General features: G+C 50.0%; 12 protein-coding genes. 5 read left to right on the plus strand and 7 right to left on the minus strand.

Features of this window, described 5'->3' with window-relative positions; translation table 11 throughout:
• The first annotated feature begins 29 nt into the window (after positions 1-29).
• Both SPI9445_RS0100860 and SPI9445_RS30985 read left to right on the plus strand, forming a co-directional pair.
• Entirely contained in the window at positions 30-1,040 is a 1,011-nt protein-coding gene (locus SPI9445_RS0100860) for a peptidoglycan-binding domain-containing protein (RefSeq protein WP_026079433.1), read from the plus strand.
• A gap of 289 nt (positions 1,041-1,329) precedes the next feature.
• Positions 1,330-3,033, plus strand: a complete 1,704-nt coding sequence (locus tag SPI9445_RS30985) for a sensor histidine kinase (protein WP_017302819.1) — start codon at positions 1,330-1,332, stop codon at positions 3,031-3,033.
• 162 nt (positions 3,034-3,195) lie between these two features.
• On the opposite strand, the gene SPI9445_RS0100870 is transcribed toward SPI9445_RS30985, so the two are convergent.
• Both SPI9445_RS0100870 and SPI9445_RS0100880 read right to left on the minus strand, forming a co-directional pair.
• Complete coding sequence (locus tag SPI9445_RS0100870) at positions 3,196-4,161, minus strand: succinylglutamate desuccinylase/aspartoacylase family protein (protein ID WP_017302820.1); 966 nt, start codon at positions 4,159-4,161, stop codon at positions 3,196-3,198.
• A gap of 224 nt (positions 4,162-4,385) precedes the next feature.
• A complete protein-coding gene (locus SPI9445_RS0100880) occupies positions 4,386-6,419 on the minus strand; it encodes an elongation factor G (protein WP_017302822.1) in 2,034 nt (677 codons plus the stop codon).
• 308 nt (positions 6,420-6,727) lie between these two features.
• Here SPI9445_RS0100880 and SPI9445_RS0100885 point away from each other — a divergent pair, with 308 nt between their 5' ends.
• Positions 6,728-7,567 carry a tetratricopeptide repeat protein gene (locus tag SPI9445_RS0100885; protein ID WP_237747909.1) on the plus strand — a complete coding sequence of 280 codons (840 nt, stop codon included), beginning with the start codon at positions 6,728-6,730 and terminating at the stop codon, positions 7,565-7,567.
• 25 nt (positions 7,568-7,592) lie between these two features.
• On the opposite strand, the gene SPI9445_RS0100890 is transcribed toward SPI9445_RS0100885, so the two are convergent.
• The 5 genes from SPI9445_RS0100890 to SPI9445_RS23810 form a co-directional block, all read right to left on the minus strand.
• On the minus strand, positions 7,593-8,474 hold the full coding sequence (locus tag SPI9445_RS0100890) for a GGDEF domain-containing protein (protein ID WP_083883468.1): 882 nt from the start codon (positions 8,472-8,474) through the stop codon (positions 7,593-7,595).
• Positions 8,475-8,831: 357 nt separating this feature from the next.
• Positions 8,832-8,969 (minus strand): hypothetical protein, encoded by a 138-nt coding sequence (locus tag SPI9445_RS0100895; RefSeq protein WP_164674441.1) that lies wholly within the window; start codon positions 8,967-8,969, stop codon positions 8,832-8,834.
• A gap of 115 nt (positions 8,970-9,084) precedes the next feature.
• Positions 9,085-10,485 (minus strand): AtzE family amidohydrolase, encoded by a 1,401-nt coding sequence (locus SPI9445_RS0100900; protein ID WP_017302826.1) that lies wholly within the window; start codon positions 10,483-10,485, stop codon positions 9,085-9,087.
• Positions 10,482-10,676 carry a DUF4089 domain-containing protein gene (locus SPI9445_RS0100905; protein WP_017302827.1) on the minus strand — a complete coding sequence of 65 codons (195 nt, stop codon included), beginning with the start codon at positions 10,674-10,676 and terminating at the stop codon, positions 10,482-10,484. The genes SPI9445_RS0100900 and SPI9445_RS0100905 overlap by 4 nt, the downstream gene beginning before the upstream one ends.
• A gap of 484 nt (positions 10,677-11,160) precedes the next feature.
• On the minus strand, positions 11,161-13,206 hold the full coding sequence (locus tag SPI9445_RS23810) for a PP2C family protein-serine/threonine phosphatase (RefSeq protein ID WP_017302828.1): 2,046 nt from the start codon (positions 13,204-13,206) through the stop codon (positions 11,161-11,163).
• Positions 13,207-13,352: 146 nt separating this feature from the next.
• Between SPI9445_RS23810 and SPI9445_RS0100915 the strand changes: the two genes are divergently transcribed.
• Positions 13,353-13,703 (plus strand): hypothetical protein, encoded by a 351-nt coding sequence (locus SPI9445_RS0100915; RefSeq protein ID WP_017302829.1) that lies wholly within the window; start codon positions 13,353-13,355, stop codon positions 13,701-13,703.
• 311 nt (positions 13,704-14,014) lie between these two features.
• On the plus strand, positions 14,015-15,313 hold the full coding sequence (locus SPI9445_RS23815; RefSeq protein WP_017302830.1) for an HhoA/HhoB/HtrA family serine endopeptidase: 1,299 nt from the start codon (positions 14,015-14,017) through the stop codon (positions 15,311-15,313).

Here is a 15,313-nt window from a genome sequence, read left to right on the forward strand (position 1 = left end):
TGAACATCACATCACAGTAGCGCAAGTGGATGCAACGGCACAATTTCCCCTCTAATCCTTCCTCTGTTCGCCCAGTGTTGGGCAATGATCGTTTTGCCCCCCTGATAGCTCAAAACACCCTAGAAGAAGCCTTAGAACCCCAATACAGACGGGAAATTGCACCCCATACCATCCTCGAAACTTACGGCGGGATGATCGTCCTCTCGCTGTTGATGTTACTGTTGATGGTTTTCCTGCTGTTAAAGCGTCAAGTGCGAGAATTGCGCTTTGGCATTGTCGCCACGTTGTTAACTGGGATTGCTTTACCGATTATTTTGACGGTGCAAATTACCACGGATTTATTAGAAGGGGCTTCTCAGGTCGTTGAGGAGTCCGACGGGGTGGAGGGTGAAACGGTTCAAGAGGTGGAGTCTTCGCCCTTGGAGGAGGAGGAAGCAGCCCCTGAACCGGAAGTTGACGAGGTGTTAGAGGAGGATGAGGAGACTTTAGAGGAGGAGACAGAATCGGGGGATTCTGTGACCCAAACCCCCACCACGACGCCATCGGAGGGGGAGGTTCCTACTCCTAGGGGGGCGGAGGCGAGGGAATCGAGTCCTGATAGGGGTCAAGGGGCGACAAGGGCAGAATCTGAACCTACTGGGGCGACTAGACCCCCCACTGCTTCTTTGGGGCAAAGGGCGACTCCTACTAGAACTCCTACCCCAAGGGGGGATTCTGCACCCCCTCCGCCCCCTAGAACGTCCCGATCTGTGGGGGGAACTGCTCCGAGTCCTGCGATGGGGGATGAACTGAGACGACAGGGGATTTTATTGAGACGAGGCGATCGCACTTCTCAAGTGGAACTGATTCAACGAGCGTTAAAGATTCTGGGGTTTTATCACGACGAAATCGACGGTTATTATGGTCTGCGGACGGAAATTGCTGTCAAACAATTCCAAATTCGCAATAATTTATTACCCGATGGCATTGTGGGATTTAGTACCTGCAAAATTCTACAAGCCCAAGTCCCGGATCTCACAATTCAATGTGTCGAAAATTAGGGAACGGGGAACGGGGAACGGGGAACAGGGAATAGGGAATAGGGAATAGGGAATAAGTCTTAATTCCTCGTCTCCCTCTCTCCCCCTGCTCCCCTATTCTTAACCTTGGATTAAGATATGTACCCGAGTCGGTATTCCCCCTCTAAATCCGACTTAGGATGAAACTATCGGCAGGAAATCGCTCAAGGTTAGGTGCTTTCTTGGAAGCCCTCCAGAGGACTTATTCAACCTAATTTTGCCGTTAGAGAGGTGACTATTGTCTGAACTGTTTTCATTTTCATTGCGTGATATGTCCACCTTGGGGCTTGCTCTGCGCCAGTGCGGGGGGGGAGTGGATAGCATGGAGGAAGTCAGCCAAGCCTTAGTAGATTGTCTGGCGTTGAATTTGGGGGTGTCTCAAGGTCAGTCTTCTGTGTGTGAATGGGTGCAGTTTTGGAAAACCCATCTCTATGGGGATTTAACCTCGGATTTACAAACCTCCTTAGAAACTGAAGAATTGGGGGCAGAGGGGGGCGGGGTTTCCACCTTAACTCTCCGCAGCAATACCCCTTGTTTGATCCTACTCTCTAGTACCCAAACTCCGGGCAATGAGGGAAAACGAGCGATCGCCCTTCATCCCGATTCTCCCTCGGCTCCCCCTTGGTTCACACTGTTAGAGGAGGCGCATTTACCCCGTCATCTCTTTTTAACCTCAGAAATCCCCGAATCTCAAGCCCTCTCCCCCCAACACAATCCCGTCTTTCAACTGGGGCAAGAGAGCTTAAAAGCGATTGTAGCGGCCGGATGTTCTGGGGAAACTCTAGTCGGTGTTCAGGCGATTGTAGGATTGTGGGGGGTTTTACCGTCGGGGAGTTGTTTTGTTACCCTCTTAGGACTGCGGAACGCCCTAGCCCCGGAAATGCTGGAATTATTCCGCCCCTTGGCTTTAAATATCAAAGTGGCGATTTTACCCTTTGATCGGGGTACCGTTTTCCAAACGACAGAATCTGAGGACTTGTTTGATTTCAAAAGCTTGGCCACTGGCGGCCGCCGACAATTAATTACCCGCTTGCGCTCTCAGGTTAACACCCTGACGGAACTTCTGAACATTTCCGAACAAGCGACTCTCGAACAAAGCGATCGCCTAGAACAAACCATTCAAATTCTGAAAAATACCCTCAATCAACTCCAAGCCACCCAAGCCCAACTGATTCACACGGAAAAAATGTCCTCTTTAGGGCAATTAGTCTCCGGCATTGCCCACGAAATTAACAACTCCGTCGGCTTTATTTACAGTAACTTGCCCTACGTTAACCAGTATTTACAAGACCTCTTGCAATTGGTCAACGACTACCACACCGCTTTCCCCACCGCCACCCCAGATATTCAGGACTACATTCACGAAATTGACCTAGACTATCTCAGGGAGGATTGTCCCCAAGTCCTTGCATCTATGCGACAGGGAACAGAACGCATCCATCGCATCGTGCAGAGTTTGCGCAACTTCTCCCGACTGGATGAAGCGGAACAGAAGGCGGTAGATATTCACCAAGGGTTAGAAAGTACCCTCGTGATTTTACACAACCGTCTCGAACAGCACAGGATTGAGATTGTCCGTCACTATGGGGAGTTGCCTTGGGTGGAATGTCATCCCGGACAACTGAATCAGGTGTTCATGAATTTGCTCAATAACGCCATTGATGCGATCGCCCAAGCTAAACCTAGCCATCCCACCCTTGAAATCACCACCCAATGCACCCCCCATCAAAAGGTTTTAATTTCCATCAAAGACAACGGTTTTGGCATCTCCCCGGCTGTACAAAATCACATTTTTGACCCCTTCTTTACCACCAAACCCATTGGACAAGGAACCGGGATGGGATTATTCATCAGCTATCAGATTATTGTGGAAAAACACCGAGGACAACTAACGTTTAACTCTCAACCCAGTCAAGGAACCACTTTCTCGATTCTCCTTCCCATGCCTAGTAAAAGAGTGAGTAATAGGGAATAGGGAGTCGGGAGTCGGGAGTCGGGAGTCGGGAGTCGGGAGTCGGGAGTCGGGAGTCGGGAGTCGGGAATCGGGAATCGGGAGTCGGGAATCGGGAGTCGGGAATCGGGAGTCGGTAATAGGTGATAGGGAATAATTATCAATTCTCCCCCTCTCCCCCTCTCCCTATTCCCCGTTCCCTATAATGGCCAGATGTAGAATCCCATCCCCTTGATTCACTAACGGGTTTTGGGTGAAACCAATCACCACCCCTCCCACCGTTGCCCGGACTCGCACGCTTTTATCTCCAAAGGCATCGGAAATCGTCCCTAAAACCTGTTTTTTTTCCACAACCTCCCCCAACTTCACCGCCAAGCGCAAAATCCCACTACGGGCGGCTCGTACCCATTTAGATTGACGGCATTCTAAAGGCTGAGGAGGGGGAGTCAACGCAATAGGACTACACATTTCCAACACCGTCATCACTCGTATAACGCCTTCTACCCCAATACGAATGGATTCAAGATCAAACCGCATTGCTTCCCCCGCTTCATAGAGCAAAATGGGAATCCCCCGCTTTCCGGCCGCTTCACGCAGAGAGCCATCCCGCGTCGTGGAATGTAGCATCACGGGAGCGCCAAACGCTCGGGCGCAGAGGTAGGTTTCGGGATCTTCTAGATTGGCTCGAATTTGGGGTAAATTCACCCGATGATCTGAGGCTGTATGTAAATCAATGCCGTGGGTGCTACGAGTGACAATTTCGCGCATAAAAAGATGAGCTAAACGGGAGGTGAGAGAGCCATTAGGGGAGCCGGGAAAACATCGGTTTAAATCCCGTCGGTCCGGCAGATAGCGGTTTTGTTCAATAAAGCCAAATACATTGACCACGGGAACGGCGATTAAAGTTCCCCGTAGCTGTTGAGGTTGGATGCGTTGGACCACTTGACGAATAATTTCCACCCCGTTGATCTCATCCCCATGTATAGCAGCACTTAACCACAAAATCGCGCCCGGTTCCCGCCCATGAATGATGGTGACAGGGAGGGAGATGGGGGTTTGTGTGGGGAGGTGCGCCACAGGAATATCTACCCGATAGCGTTTTTTCGGGTGGAATTGAAAGGCCTGGGGGTAGGGGAGGGGGGGCTTGGTCAAGTGTTATTAGAAATCAGAGTTGTGGAAGAAAAGCAAAACCCAACAAACACCCCGTCGTAGGTTGGGTCAATCATAGGTTCGGCAGAGGAAGCGCAACCCAACAAACACCCCAAAAAACAGAATCCCCAGAAACCCGGTTTCGGGTTTTTCTTCCCACAAAATGGGAAGAGTGAGCGAGAAACCGGGTTTCTTTGGGTGAATGATCAACGAGGGGTTAGAATGCCCTAAGTTGCACTATTTTGGGCGAGGACATTTTCTGCCAATCGGTCGGGAACCTCTTGCAGGTGGTCATACTCCCAATGGAAGAAACCAACGCCGAGAGTGAGCGATCGCAACTCAATAATAAAGTTCTGCATTTCCGCTTGAGGCAAGTGGGCTGTCACCTGATCCCAATTCTGCCAACCCTCTAAGCTTTCATAACCCAGAATTTGGCCCCGTCGTCCCGTGACTAACTGTAACCCTTTAGAGGTGAACTCATTGGGAACCAAGACTTTCACCAACAGGATGGGTTCCAACAACACCGGGTTACACTTGGGCATTCCTTCCGTCATGGCTACCCGTGCCGCTTGTTTAAAAGCCTGTTCTGAACTGTCTACGGTGTGATAAGACCCATCACTTAAGTTCACCAACACATCCACCACCGGGAAACCCAGAGGTCCTTGCACCAAATACTCCCGCACCCCGGTTTCCACACCCGGAATGTATTGTTTGGGCACCACACCGCCCACGATGGTATCGGTAAACTTGAACCCTTCCCCACGACTGAGGGGGCTAATTTCTAAATGCACATCCCCAAAGGCACCATGACCACCGCTTTGGTGTTTATAGCGTCCGTGAGACTTAAAGCTGCCCCGGATGGTTTCTTTATAGGGAATGCGGGGTAAATGGGTTGTCATGGGCAAGTTATACTTGCGACGCAGACGGTCAAGAGACACTTTAATATGAATCTCCCCTTGGCCCCAGAGGATGATTTCCCGGGTGTCGCCGTGTTGTTCCCAATGGAGGGCGGGATCTTCTTCTAACAATTTACCCAAGGCAGAACTGAGTTTCACTTCATCTTTGCGATGTTCTGGGGTAATGGCCAAAGCATACACGGGTTCGAGTTTATCGGCTTTGGGCAGGGGTTTTAGTTTGTTAAGATCCCCACTGGTTAGGGTATCTCCGGTTAAGACGCCTTCCATCCGACTCAAGGCGACAATTTGCCCTGTGTAAGCTTGGGTGACGGATTCTTGTTGTTGTCCCATCAGGCGATAAATCCCGCCGACGCGCACGCCATTTAAGGACATTCCATCATTCAGTTCTCCTTGCCATACCCGCACGAGGGAGAGTTTGCCGCCTTGGGGGGTGTAGTAGGTTTTTAACACTTGGGCAATTACATCACCGGGGGCTTCAGGCTTCAGGCCGCGACGTTCTGCGGTGACACCGGGATGGGGGGCTTCTTCTACTAAGGCATCGAGGAGGGGGCGCACGCCATAATCTTGTTCTGCAATGCCCAAGAAAACGGGAACCACCAAATCCGCGCTTAAATCTTGTTTGAGGTCTTTGAGAATTTCTTCTTTGGGTGGATTAATTTCTTCTAGGAGTTCTTCGAGTAAATGATCATCAAAGTCGGCTAAGACTTCTAACATTTCGTCCCGGGCGGCTTTTTCGTCGTCTTTGAGATGGTCGGGGAAGGGAATGGGATCTGCGGGACTGCCTGCATGGTACTGATAGGCCTGTTCGGTGACTAAATCAATATAGCCCACTAATTCGGTGTCTTGGCGAATGGGATATTGTTGGGGAACGAGGGGACGACTGGAAACGGCTTTGAGGGCGTGGAGAATCTCCATAAAGCTGTCTTTGCAACGATCTAGTTTGTTGACAAAGACAAGATGGGGAATTTCCCAATCATCTAACATTTTGAATAGGGGGGCGAGGGTGAGGACTTTGGCTATATCGGCCTCACAGACTACAATGGCGGCCCCGGCACCGACGAGGGCGTTGTAGGTTTCTTGGGCGAATTCTACGGAGCCCGGACAATCCAGAAAAGTAAAGGAGATGTCTTGATAGGTACTACTGGCAACGGACACTTCTACAGTCATGGCGCGATCGCGGGCTTCTGGACTGCCATCCCCAACGGTGTTCCCGTCTTTGATGGTGCCTTTGCGCGTGATCGCGCCGGATACTGACAGCAGGCTTTCGAGTAGGGTAGTTTTACCGCTAGAGTAAGGCCCCACAAGGGCGACATTACGGCTGCGGTCTAGGATGTTTTGATTCATATAATTACCCCCAAGCTTATGTTTTGGATTCAGGAGTCCATCAGAGCAGGAGGGCGGTTAATTGGCGGCTCGTTGTCTGATGACTCACAACAAACTCGTGTTTTTCTATACTCCCTGAGCCTATCGCGATTTCTGATGACTTGGCGAAAAACTGCAATTTCTTTTAAGGTCAACTACCCCAAAATTTAAGTAAAATTGAATAATTTAAATTAGTTATAATTTTTATGAAAAAACGTAACAAGTTAAGGTGTAATGATTGCCGAAAGCAACGAAGTTTATACAAAATGCAACACTTGTTCTTGAGTATTTTGACTCTAGCTACTGTGGGGCTTGTGTCGGGGGAGAGTCTCGCCCAGAGTTTACCGATTATGACTCCCACAACACCGAGGGCGCGGGAGTATTTCGAGCGGGGGGTGGGGTATATTCAACAGGGACGATTAGAGGAGGCGATCGCACAATTCCAACAGGCCACCCAATTAGATCCCCAAATGGCCGCCGCCCAGTACAATCTGGGGTTAGCCCTGCGGCAACAGGGGCAGCTAGAAGTGGCGATTCAAGCCTTTTCTCGCACCATTCAAGCGGATCCCAATTTTGCCCTAGCTTACAGTAATTTAGGGGCGGCATTGTACGAGGCGAATCGTTTAGGCGCGGCGGAGGGCTATCTGCGCCAAGCGTTAGGCTTAGATCCTCGTCTGGGGCCGGCTCATTACAATCTGGGGTTAGTGTTATTACAGGCGGGAAATCTTCGGGATGCGATCGCCCATTTCCAACAAGCCACCACCCTCAGCCCCAATGCCCCGGAACCTCACTATTATCTGGGGGAAATTTATCTCCAACAAGGTCAACTCGAACGCGCCCAAGCCGCCTTTCAACAAGCCATCCGCCTCAGCCCCCGTTATCCCGAAGCCCACTATAATCTAGGGATTCTCCTCTACCAACAGGGCAACCTCAACGCCGCCCTAGATGCCTTTCGTCAGTCCTCCCAAGCCAATCCTAACTACGCGAATGCCTACTACGGGGCTGGCCTTGTTTTCCTCCGTCAAGGCCGCCTCAACGAGGCCAGAGGGGTCTTAGAACACGCTCTGAGCCTATACTCCCAACAGGGGAATTGGGAGTGGGTGGAAAGAACCCGCCATTTATTGAGGTGATCTCGTGGACTCAGAAGAGTTCCGGCTAATGTGAGACAATTTCATGAAGAAGGTTGTTTTTTCCACTGGTTTTCACTTTATACATTAACTGATCAACATAGTCTAAGACCTCATCACAAGACGAAGGAAAATTTTCAAAGGTTGCTGCTCCGATACTGACTGTAATATTGTGATGATCTGGGGTGGTAATCTCGGTTAAGTAATCTTGAATTCGTTTTAAAAAACTGGGGGCTTGTTGAGCGTTTAAATGGGGTAAGAGCAAGACAAATTCATCGCCCCCTAAACGACCGATAATATCTTGAGAGCGAATATGATACTGAATAGTATGAGCAAATTTTTGTAAAATCCTGTCTCCAATTTGATGACCAAACCGATCATTAATTTGTTTAAAATTATCCAAGTCAATATAGGCAATGGTAAAGGAAACGCAATTTTGGGGATTGACAGTGAGTTGAGCCTGCAAGAGTTCCAAAAAGTAGTAACGATTAACTGTTTTGGTTAAAGTGTCAAAACGGGCTAGGGTTTTTTCTAGACTATAAGCCCGCTTAAAAGCCGTGAGTAAATAAACAATAATAGCAAACTGAATAGAACGGACAGTCATATTCCAAAGATGAATACTGAGGTGTTTTCCTAAGTCAAGTTTGAGATCAGATGCCAACCAAACAGTCGCACTAATCACTCCAAAGAGGATTCCCCATTCACCCCGCATAAACCAAGTTACAATAGCAACTGGAACTAGATAAAAGAGAAAAAAAGACATATCGACTGGCAAACAGTAATGAAACCAGCCCAGTCCAATGAGCCAAAGGGAACATAGCAGAAGTAAGGAATGGTCAGAGCATTGTTCGAGGTAGCGATAAGCTTTTTTAACAATGTAGTGAAATATCAAGGGAGGTTCAGGAGTCATGGATTTTAGTGCTTTGTCAAAAGAACAAAAAGCACAAGACTTAAGCCTGTTTTGTTCTACAGTTATGGATTTTTAACAGCAAATATCCCGGTCAAATTTTGACCGGGACAAGCCAAGTATAGTTAGGGTTGGCTAAAAAGGAAGAAAGCTAGGCAGACGGCGCATTCCTGCCCAAGCCTGTCAGCTATGGGTAGACCATTCCCGCGCCATATTTTGGGAAAAAAAGAGTGAGATGAATTGCCCCAACTTGCTTGGCTGAAGTTGGGGCTTCCAACAACAACTAACTCAAGGGGGGTCAGGCATTCATCCCTAACCGACAGAGGATAAGGGAATTCTGCCCGACATTAGATTCACTAACTATTCAGCCGGGGATTCGGTAGGAGCGGGTTCACCTTCGGGAGCGGGTGCTTCTTCTTCACCACCACCACCACAAGCGGTGAGGGCTAAAGAGGAGGCGATTAAAAGGGTACTGAAGAGTAATAAAAACCGTTTCATGGGGATTTTCTCCTGAATGTAAAAAGAAATCAATGCGAGTGCTGGAGTTTTAATCAAGGAAATTCATCCTGATTCTAGCACGGGTTTTTAAGAGCAGTATGAACCTGACCGAGACTTAAACAGAGGCAACGGGGGCGGCAATCACTCCCCGCCGTTCAAGGGTGGCGGCGACTCGTAAAATGAGGGATTCGTTATAGGGGGCGGCGATGAGTTGAACGCCGAGGGGGAGTTGATTAGGGCGTTGGATGGGGATAGAGAGGGCGGGTAAACCGACGAAGGAGAAGGGTTGAGTAAAGCGACCGAGATTGGGGCGCACGAGGGTTTCTTTTCCTGCGATGGTGACGGTTTTTTGGCCAATGGGTGGGGCTATACAGGGGGTGGTGGGGGCAAGGATAATATCGAGGTGGCGGAAGGTTTCGCGCATTTGATCCCGATACCAACGACGGAAGCGTTGGGATTGGATATACCAAGGGGAGGGGAGGAGAGCTCCGGCGAAAAACCGATCTCGGGTGGCGGGATCAAAGTCTTGGGGGCGCGATCGCAAATGGGGTAAATGACGGTTGGCACTTTCGGCGGCTGTGATCAGAAAAGCGGCGGCTTGGGCGCGGTGAGATTCAGGTAGACTAATCTGTTGGGTCACGTCTAGGGCTTGGGCGACTTCTTGCACTACGGCGAGGGCTTCGGGATCTGCTCCGGTTTGAAAATAATCTCGGGCGATCGCCATTCTTAAGCCCCGACAGCCTAAATTAATCTGAGACATTAGGGGTTCGGGGGGATGACGGGTACAGACGGGATCCAGTTCATCTTCCCCCTGTAAAAAGTCAAAACTGCTGGCAATATCCCGCACGGAACGCGCAAAAATTCCCACGTGATCCAAACTACTCGATAGTAACTGCACCCCCGCTCTGGAGAGTCTCCCATAGGTCGGTTTAAAGCCATAAATTCCACAGAAGGCGGCGGGAATCCTCACGGAACCATTGGTATCTGAACCCAAGGCGAGGGGGAGTAAACCCGCCGCTACAGCCGCCGCCGCCCCACCGGAAGATCCCCCGGCAATGCGGGTTAAGTCGTGGGGGTTGCGGGTGGTGCCGTAGTGGTGGTTTTCTGTGACAAAACCGTAGGCGTATTCATCCATATTGAGGGATCCCACTAACACCGCCCCGGCTTGTTTTAAGCGGGTGATGGCGGTGGCATCAGTGGTGGCTGGGGGGTGGATAGCGTTAATTTTTGATCCGGCGAGGGTGGTTTCTCCGGCAATATCAAAGAGACTTTTCACGCCAAAGGGAACCCCAGTAAGAAAGCCAATATTTTTAATTTGATGGGCGATCGCCCGATCAATCTCCTGAGCATCGGCAATAGCTTGTTTTGTCAGAACTTGGGTAAAACAATTCAGTCGTTCATTGTGGCACTCAATGCGTTTCAGGGTTTGGCGCACCACCGTTTCCGCCGTCACGGTTTCCGTGCGGATAGCGTGAGCAATGGCGATCGCATCAGCCGTTTCTACAGTCCAACTCATGGTTCAAAAACAGGCACAGACTCGATTTCTTCAGGTAAGGGAAACTCCATCACCAGAGGCGCAATTTCCCCCATTTGTTCCAAATTCTGGATAATCCCGACCCAATATTCTGGCGCAATGGTTAAATTCATCAAGCCAGAAACCTGCTGGACGTATTCTCTGAGATTGCTCTGAGATTCCTTTTCTGTCATAACCCAACTCCCTGAGATTTAACAAATTTGCTGGGAATTCCCCATCCCCTTGCGGGTGGCGTCGTTTACTCCCACTTTAACCGTCTTACCGCCAAGTTACACTGTAGCGCGAGATTCTTGTTTGATCGAATGCTGCTTTCTAGCAACAGTCTTTCTACATGGAGACTGAACCTTAAATAGCGAGAAGTCGGCAATAGGTAGGGTCTGCTGTTCGCGAAGCGTTGCGTAGCAATATATCCCTCCAAGCACTTTTACTAGGGCTTTCAGCCGTTTATACCAAATTAAATAGACTTGAGGGCAAAAACCTGAATTTCCCCCGTTCCCTGTTCCCTTGACTTCTAACAGCGAGAAACTGCAAGGTTTTAGGGATCAATAATCAAAAGAGTGCAACTCAAGAACTCTTAGAAATTCCTGGATTGCTAGAGCGAGTTAGGCAAAATCAAGCAACCCCTAAGAACCAATACAAGAGTTGGCGTGTTTCTGCTCACTCCTCTATAGACTCAGACTCTCCAGACTCTTCCATTGGGGGAGAGGGAAGCATTTCCGGCGTATCCCGGAACAGTTGAGGCCATAACGTCAAGACCCCAAACGTCGCCGCACCGATTAACAGCACCACGCCAATAATCCAGAGAAACCCCGCATTTCCCCCACGGGGAGGGGTAACTACTTCTTCTAACTCCTCCTCCCGATTTTGGGCTAAATTCGCCTGCATTTCCTCAAAAAAGGACGGTAACTCATAATCCGGTCGTAAGGGTGGCTCTGTTTCCTCCTCCTCTTCCCTTGTCTTCTCCTTCACAGCCGGGGGACTTTGACCATTCGCCTCCACCGTAGGGGCTGAAATTGGGGCGGGAGTGGGTTCAGGGGGTTTTACCTCCACTTGCGGCACCGGAGGCGCTTCCGAGGGCGTACCCGTCAATTCTGCCAGATTCATTAACACGGGATACTGAGCCGAAACCCCACAGGCAGCAGCCACAATGGACGTATTATCATGGCCGTTTTTCTGATTCGCCAGTTGGATTAAAAAATCAACCGCCGCCTCAATGGTTAATTTCCCGCCCAAGACTTGAGGGGTAAACTCCGGCCAGGCTTGTTCGAGTAGACCATTGTCGCTCAAGCCATCGGAACATAACAACAAAATGCCGTCTTCTTCGAGAATAAAACGCTGAATTGTGGGGCGGAGGCGTTCGGCTTCCCTTGTTCCCAAGGCCTGAGTTAAAGCCCCCGCATCGGGACGCTGGGCGGCAAGGTGGGATAAACTGCGGCCTAAGCGCACTTCCCGCGCAATTACATCATCATCTAAGGTGAGGGGTAAACAGTAGCGTTCTGTGAGCCAATAAGCCCGACTATCCCCCACGTGGGCGATATACCATTCATGACCATTCCCTACCACATCCCCCCCCAGATTGACCTGTTGGGGCAGTTGAACGGCCATCACCAAGGTAGTGGCCATCCGTCGGCGGGCTTCCCGTTTCTGCTCGTTATTGCGGGAACAGATTAAATTGTTGGCAATGCGAATCATGGCCGATAATTGGTCGGCCACGACATCGGGACTCATTACCTCGGGGTTTTCCTGTAATTCGGTTAGCAGGGCTTGGACTTGTAACTTGAGGGACTGGACGGCCAACTGACTGGCCACTTCTCCCCCTTCATGGCCGCCAATGCCATCACAGACGATTAAACAGTGATTGTTTAGACTCAAGGGGCCGGGGCTACCATTGCGAACTAATTCTAGGGCTGTGGGATAGTGGCTGTCTTCATTGTGGGCTTGTTGGGGGCCGCTATCGGTGGCACTGGCGACGGTAATCCGTAGGGGCTGGTGGGCGGCCTGTTCTAATAGCAGTTGATTGAGGTTTTGCCGCAGCACGGAGAGGGAGACTTTATCCTGTTGGAGTTGGGTGAGGAGGGTTTGCAGTGGGGGGACAATGGCGGATTTTGCCCGTTGGACTAAGGGGGTCAAGACTTCGGCTAATCGTTGTAAGGTGGCGACGGAAGGGGTGGTGGCGGTGGCAATGCCTCCAGCGCGAGGATGACGACTGAGTGGGGGGGTGTGGAAGAGTTCCCGCAAGCGGACACACCAGCCCTGAACGCGCAGGTTTTCGAGGTCTAGGAGGGAAGCCGCCATGCCTTGTTCAGTGAGAGGAGTCCAGAGGTCGAGGATTTGCCACAACCAATAGACTTGACGAATCACGGAGGCTTCTTGCCAAGCTTGTTCGAGGGAGGGGTATAGTTTGCCCTGGGCATCAACGGGGATCTGTTTTAGGAGTAGGACGGTTTCACCTTCTACAGAACAAGTCCCATAAATTTCCGGGAGGTGGAGACGCTGGGGATAAAGGCGTAGGTAGGGCTGCCAACTGTCGGGTAAGAGATCGGGGATATAAGGCGATCGCTCTCCATAAATATCTTGCCACACTTGGAGATGTAGCACCTTATAGCGACCTTCTATCACATTGGGGGGCAAAATGCGCGCCGCTACTGAACCGACGGCCCAAAGATAGGTAGGAGTTGGAGTGGCGGGAAGAGAACGATTCATAAGTAGCCGGGTGGGGACTTGCCCCACTCAGTATAATCGATCAACGCGGCTGTCTTAACCCTAAATATCAAGTAATGTCAACCCACCTCTGATTATCGTTCTGGGAGTGAGAAACTAGGATCAGAGTTAAAGAGGTTTTATACCTTATGTCAGAATTCCTGGATTTTTTAAGACATAAATTTGCTTATGTTGCTATTGGTGAGTTTCAGCCCGGTACTTTTGACCAAGCCGAAAGGCTCTTTGTTCAAGCCGTTTCGACCTACACTCAAGGCTTTCAAGGGGCTTATCTCTTACAAGAACCGGGTACCGATAAAGGGATTGCGATCATCTTCTGGGATAACATAGATGATATGGATGCAAACCGCAACGCCGCCTGTGAAGCTATCCTCAAGGAAATGGCTCATTTGTTTATTGCTCCCCCCGTCACCAAGTTTTATGAAGTCTGTAGCGAAATTGAGGCAAGTCAAAGGTCAGCCAGTCCCAGTTTAGTGGGTTAACTCTCCATTGGGACAAACTTGGTAGAATGCCTTTAACAGAGCTTTCAACGTCCATTCCTAAACTGTCATACGATGGTCACAGGATCTTCAAGGGAATGTCAAAACCCGTGATTATAGTAAATCTATAAGCTCAAGACCACACCACTCCTGAAAGTTGAAATCTTGCGACTTGGGCTGTTGTTGACTAGACATCAGTGGGCGGGAGGGATCACTCACTCTCCCTCCACCCTTTTTTCTCTTGAATCACCCTAGAGACAAAAATCTGTCCGGTCTAAAGATTATTCTTCCTGCTGTAGCACTGGTAATGGATTATGACGAAAGCTCCTTATAAACCTGTCCCTATTGAAAAAGATATCATGGGAGTTAAACCAGATCGTTCCTCTACGCCTTCTTCTGGTGCTTGGCATTCCTTCACCCAGTTTGGCCGTCAGGTGTCTCTGGTGTTGTTGGGTGTTGGCTTAACCGTCGGAGCCTATGCCTTGTATGAAACCGATTCTTCTGTCTTGCCTCCTGCTCTACGACGTTCGGACACTGAGACAGATTCTAATAATATTATTACGCCAGAACCTACGACACGGTTTTCTAATACTCCTTCTGAACCCATTGCCCGGCGACCTTCTGGGGTGAGTCCTGTGACTCATGTTGTGCAACAGGTGGGTCAGGGGGTGGTACGCATTGATGCGTCTCGCACAGTGACTACGGGGATTCCTGACCCTCTAAGGCAGTTTTTTGGGTCAAATGTACCTAATCAACGGGTGGAACGGGGTTCGGGTTCGGGTTTTATTGTCTCATCCAATGGGGAAATTTTTACCAATGCCCATGTGGTGGAAGGGGCCGAACAGGTGACGGTGACGCTGAAAGATGGTCGCACCTATGACGGTCAAGTTATTGGCAGTGATCCGGTGACGGATTTGGCGGTGGTGAAGATTGAGGCAACGGACTTACCGACGATTGCTTTGGGGGATTCGGATCAGTTACAACCGGGAGAATTAGCGATCGCCATTGGTAATCCCCTAGGCCTCGATAATACCGTTACCACAGGCATTATCAGCGCCACCGGACGCAGCAGCGCCCAAATCGGAGTCCCAGATAAACGGGTAAATTTCATTCAAACTGATGCCGCGATTAATCCCGGTAATTCTGGCGGTCCCCTACTCAATGAACAGGGCGAAGTGGTGGGTATTAACACCGCTATTTTACAAAATGCCCAAGGTCTAGGCTTTGCTATTCCGATTAATCAGGCCAAGGAAATCGCAGAACAGTTAATTACTAAAGGCCGCATGGATCACCCCTATCTGGGGGTGCAAATGGTCGCCCTTAGCCCGGAAATCCGCCAACGTTTTCAACAGCAAACGGGACAATCTCTCCCTACAGAGCAAGGTGTTTTAATTGTGCAAGTCATACCCAATGCCCCAGCAGCCCAAGGGGGAGTCCGTCAGGGTGATATTATCCAAGCTATTGACGGTCAAACGATTTCTACGGCTGAGGATGTGCAGAGGATAGTCAGTCGGACTGCTGTAGGGTCTAGTTTAGAATTGACTGTACAACGAGGCGATCGCCGTTTAGATTTAACCATTACCGTGGGAGTTCTCCCCAGTTCCTCTTCCTAA

It is taken from the genome of Spirulina subsalsa PCC 9445 (assembly GCF_000314005.1).
GTDB classification, from domain to species: Bacteria; Cyanobacteriota; Cyanobacteriia; order Cyanobacteriales; family Spirulinaceae; genus Spirulina_A; species Spirulina_A subsalsa.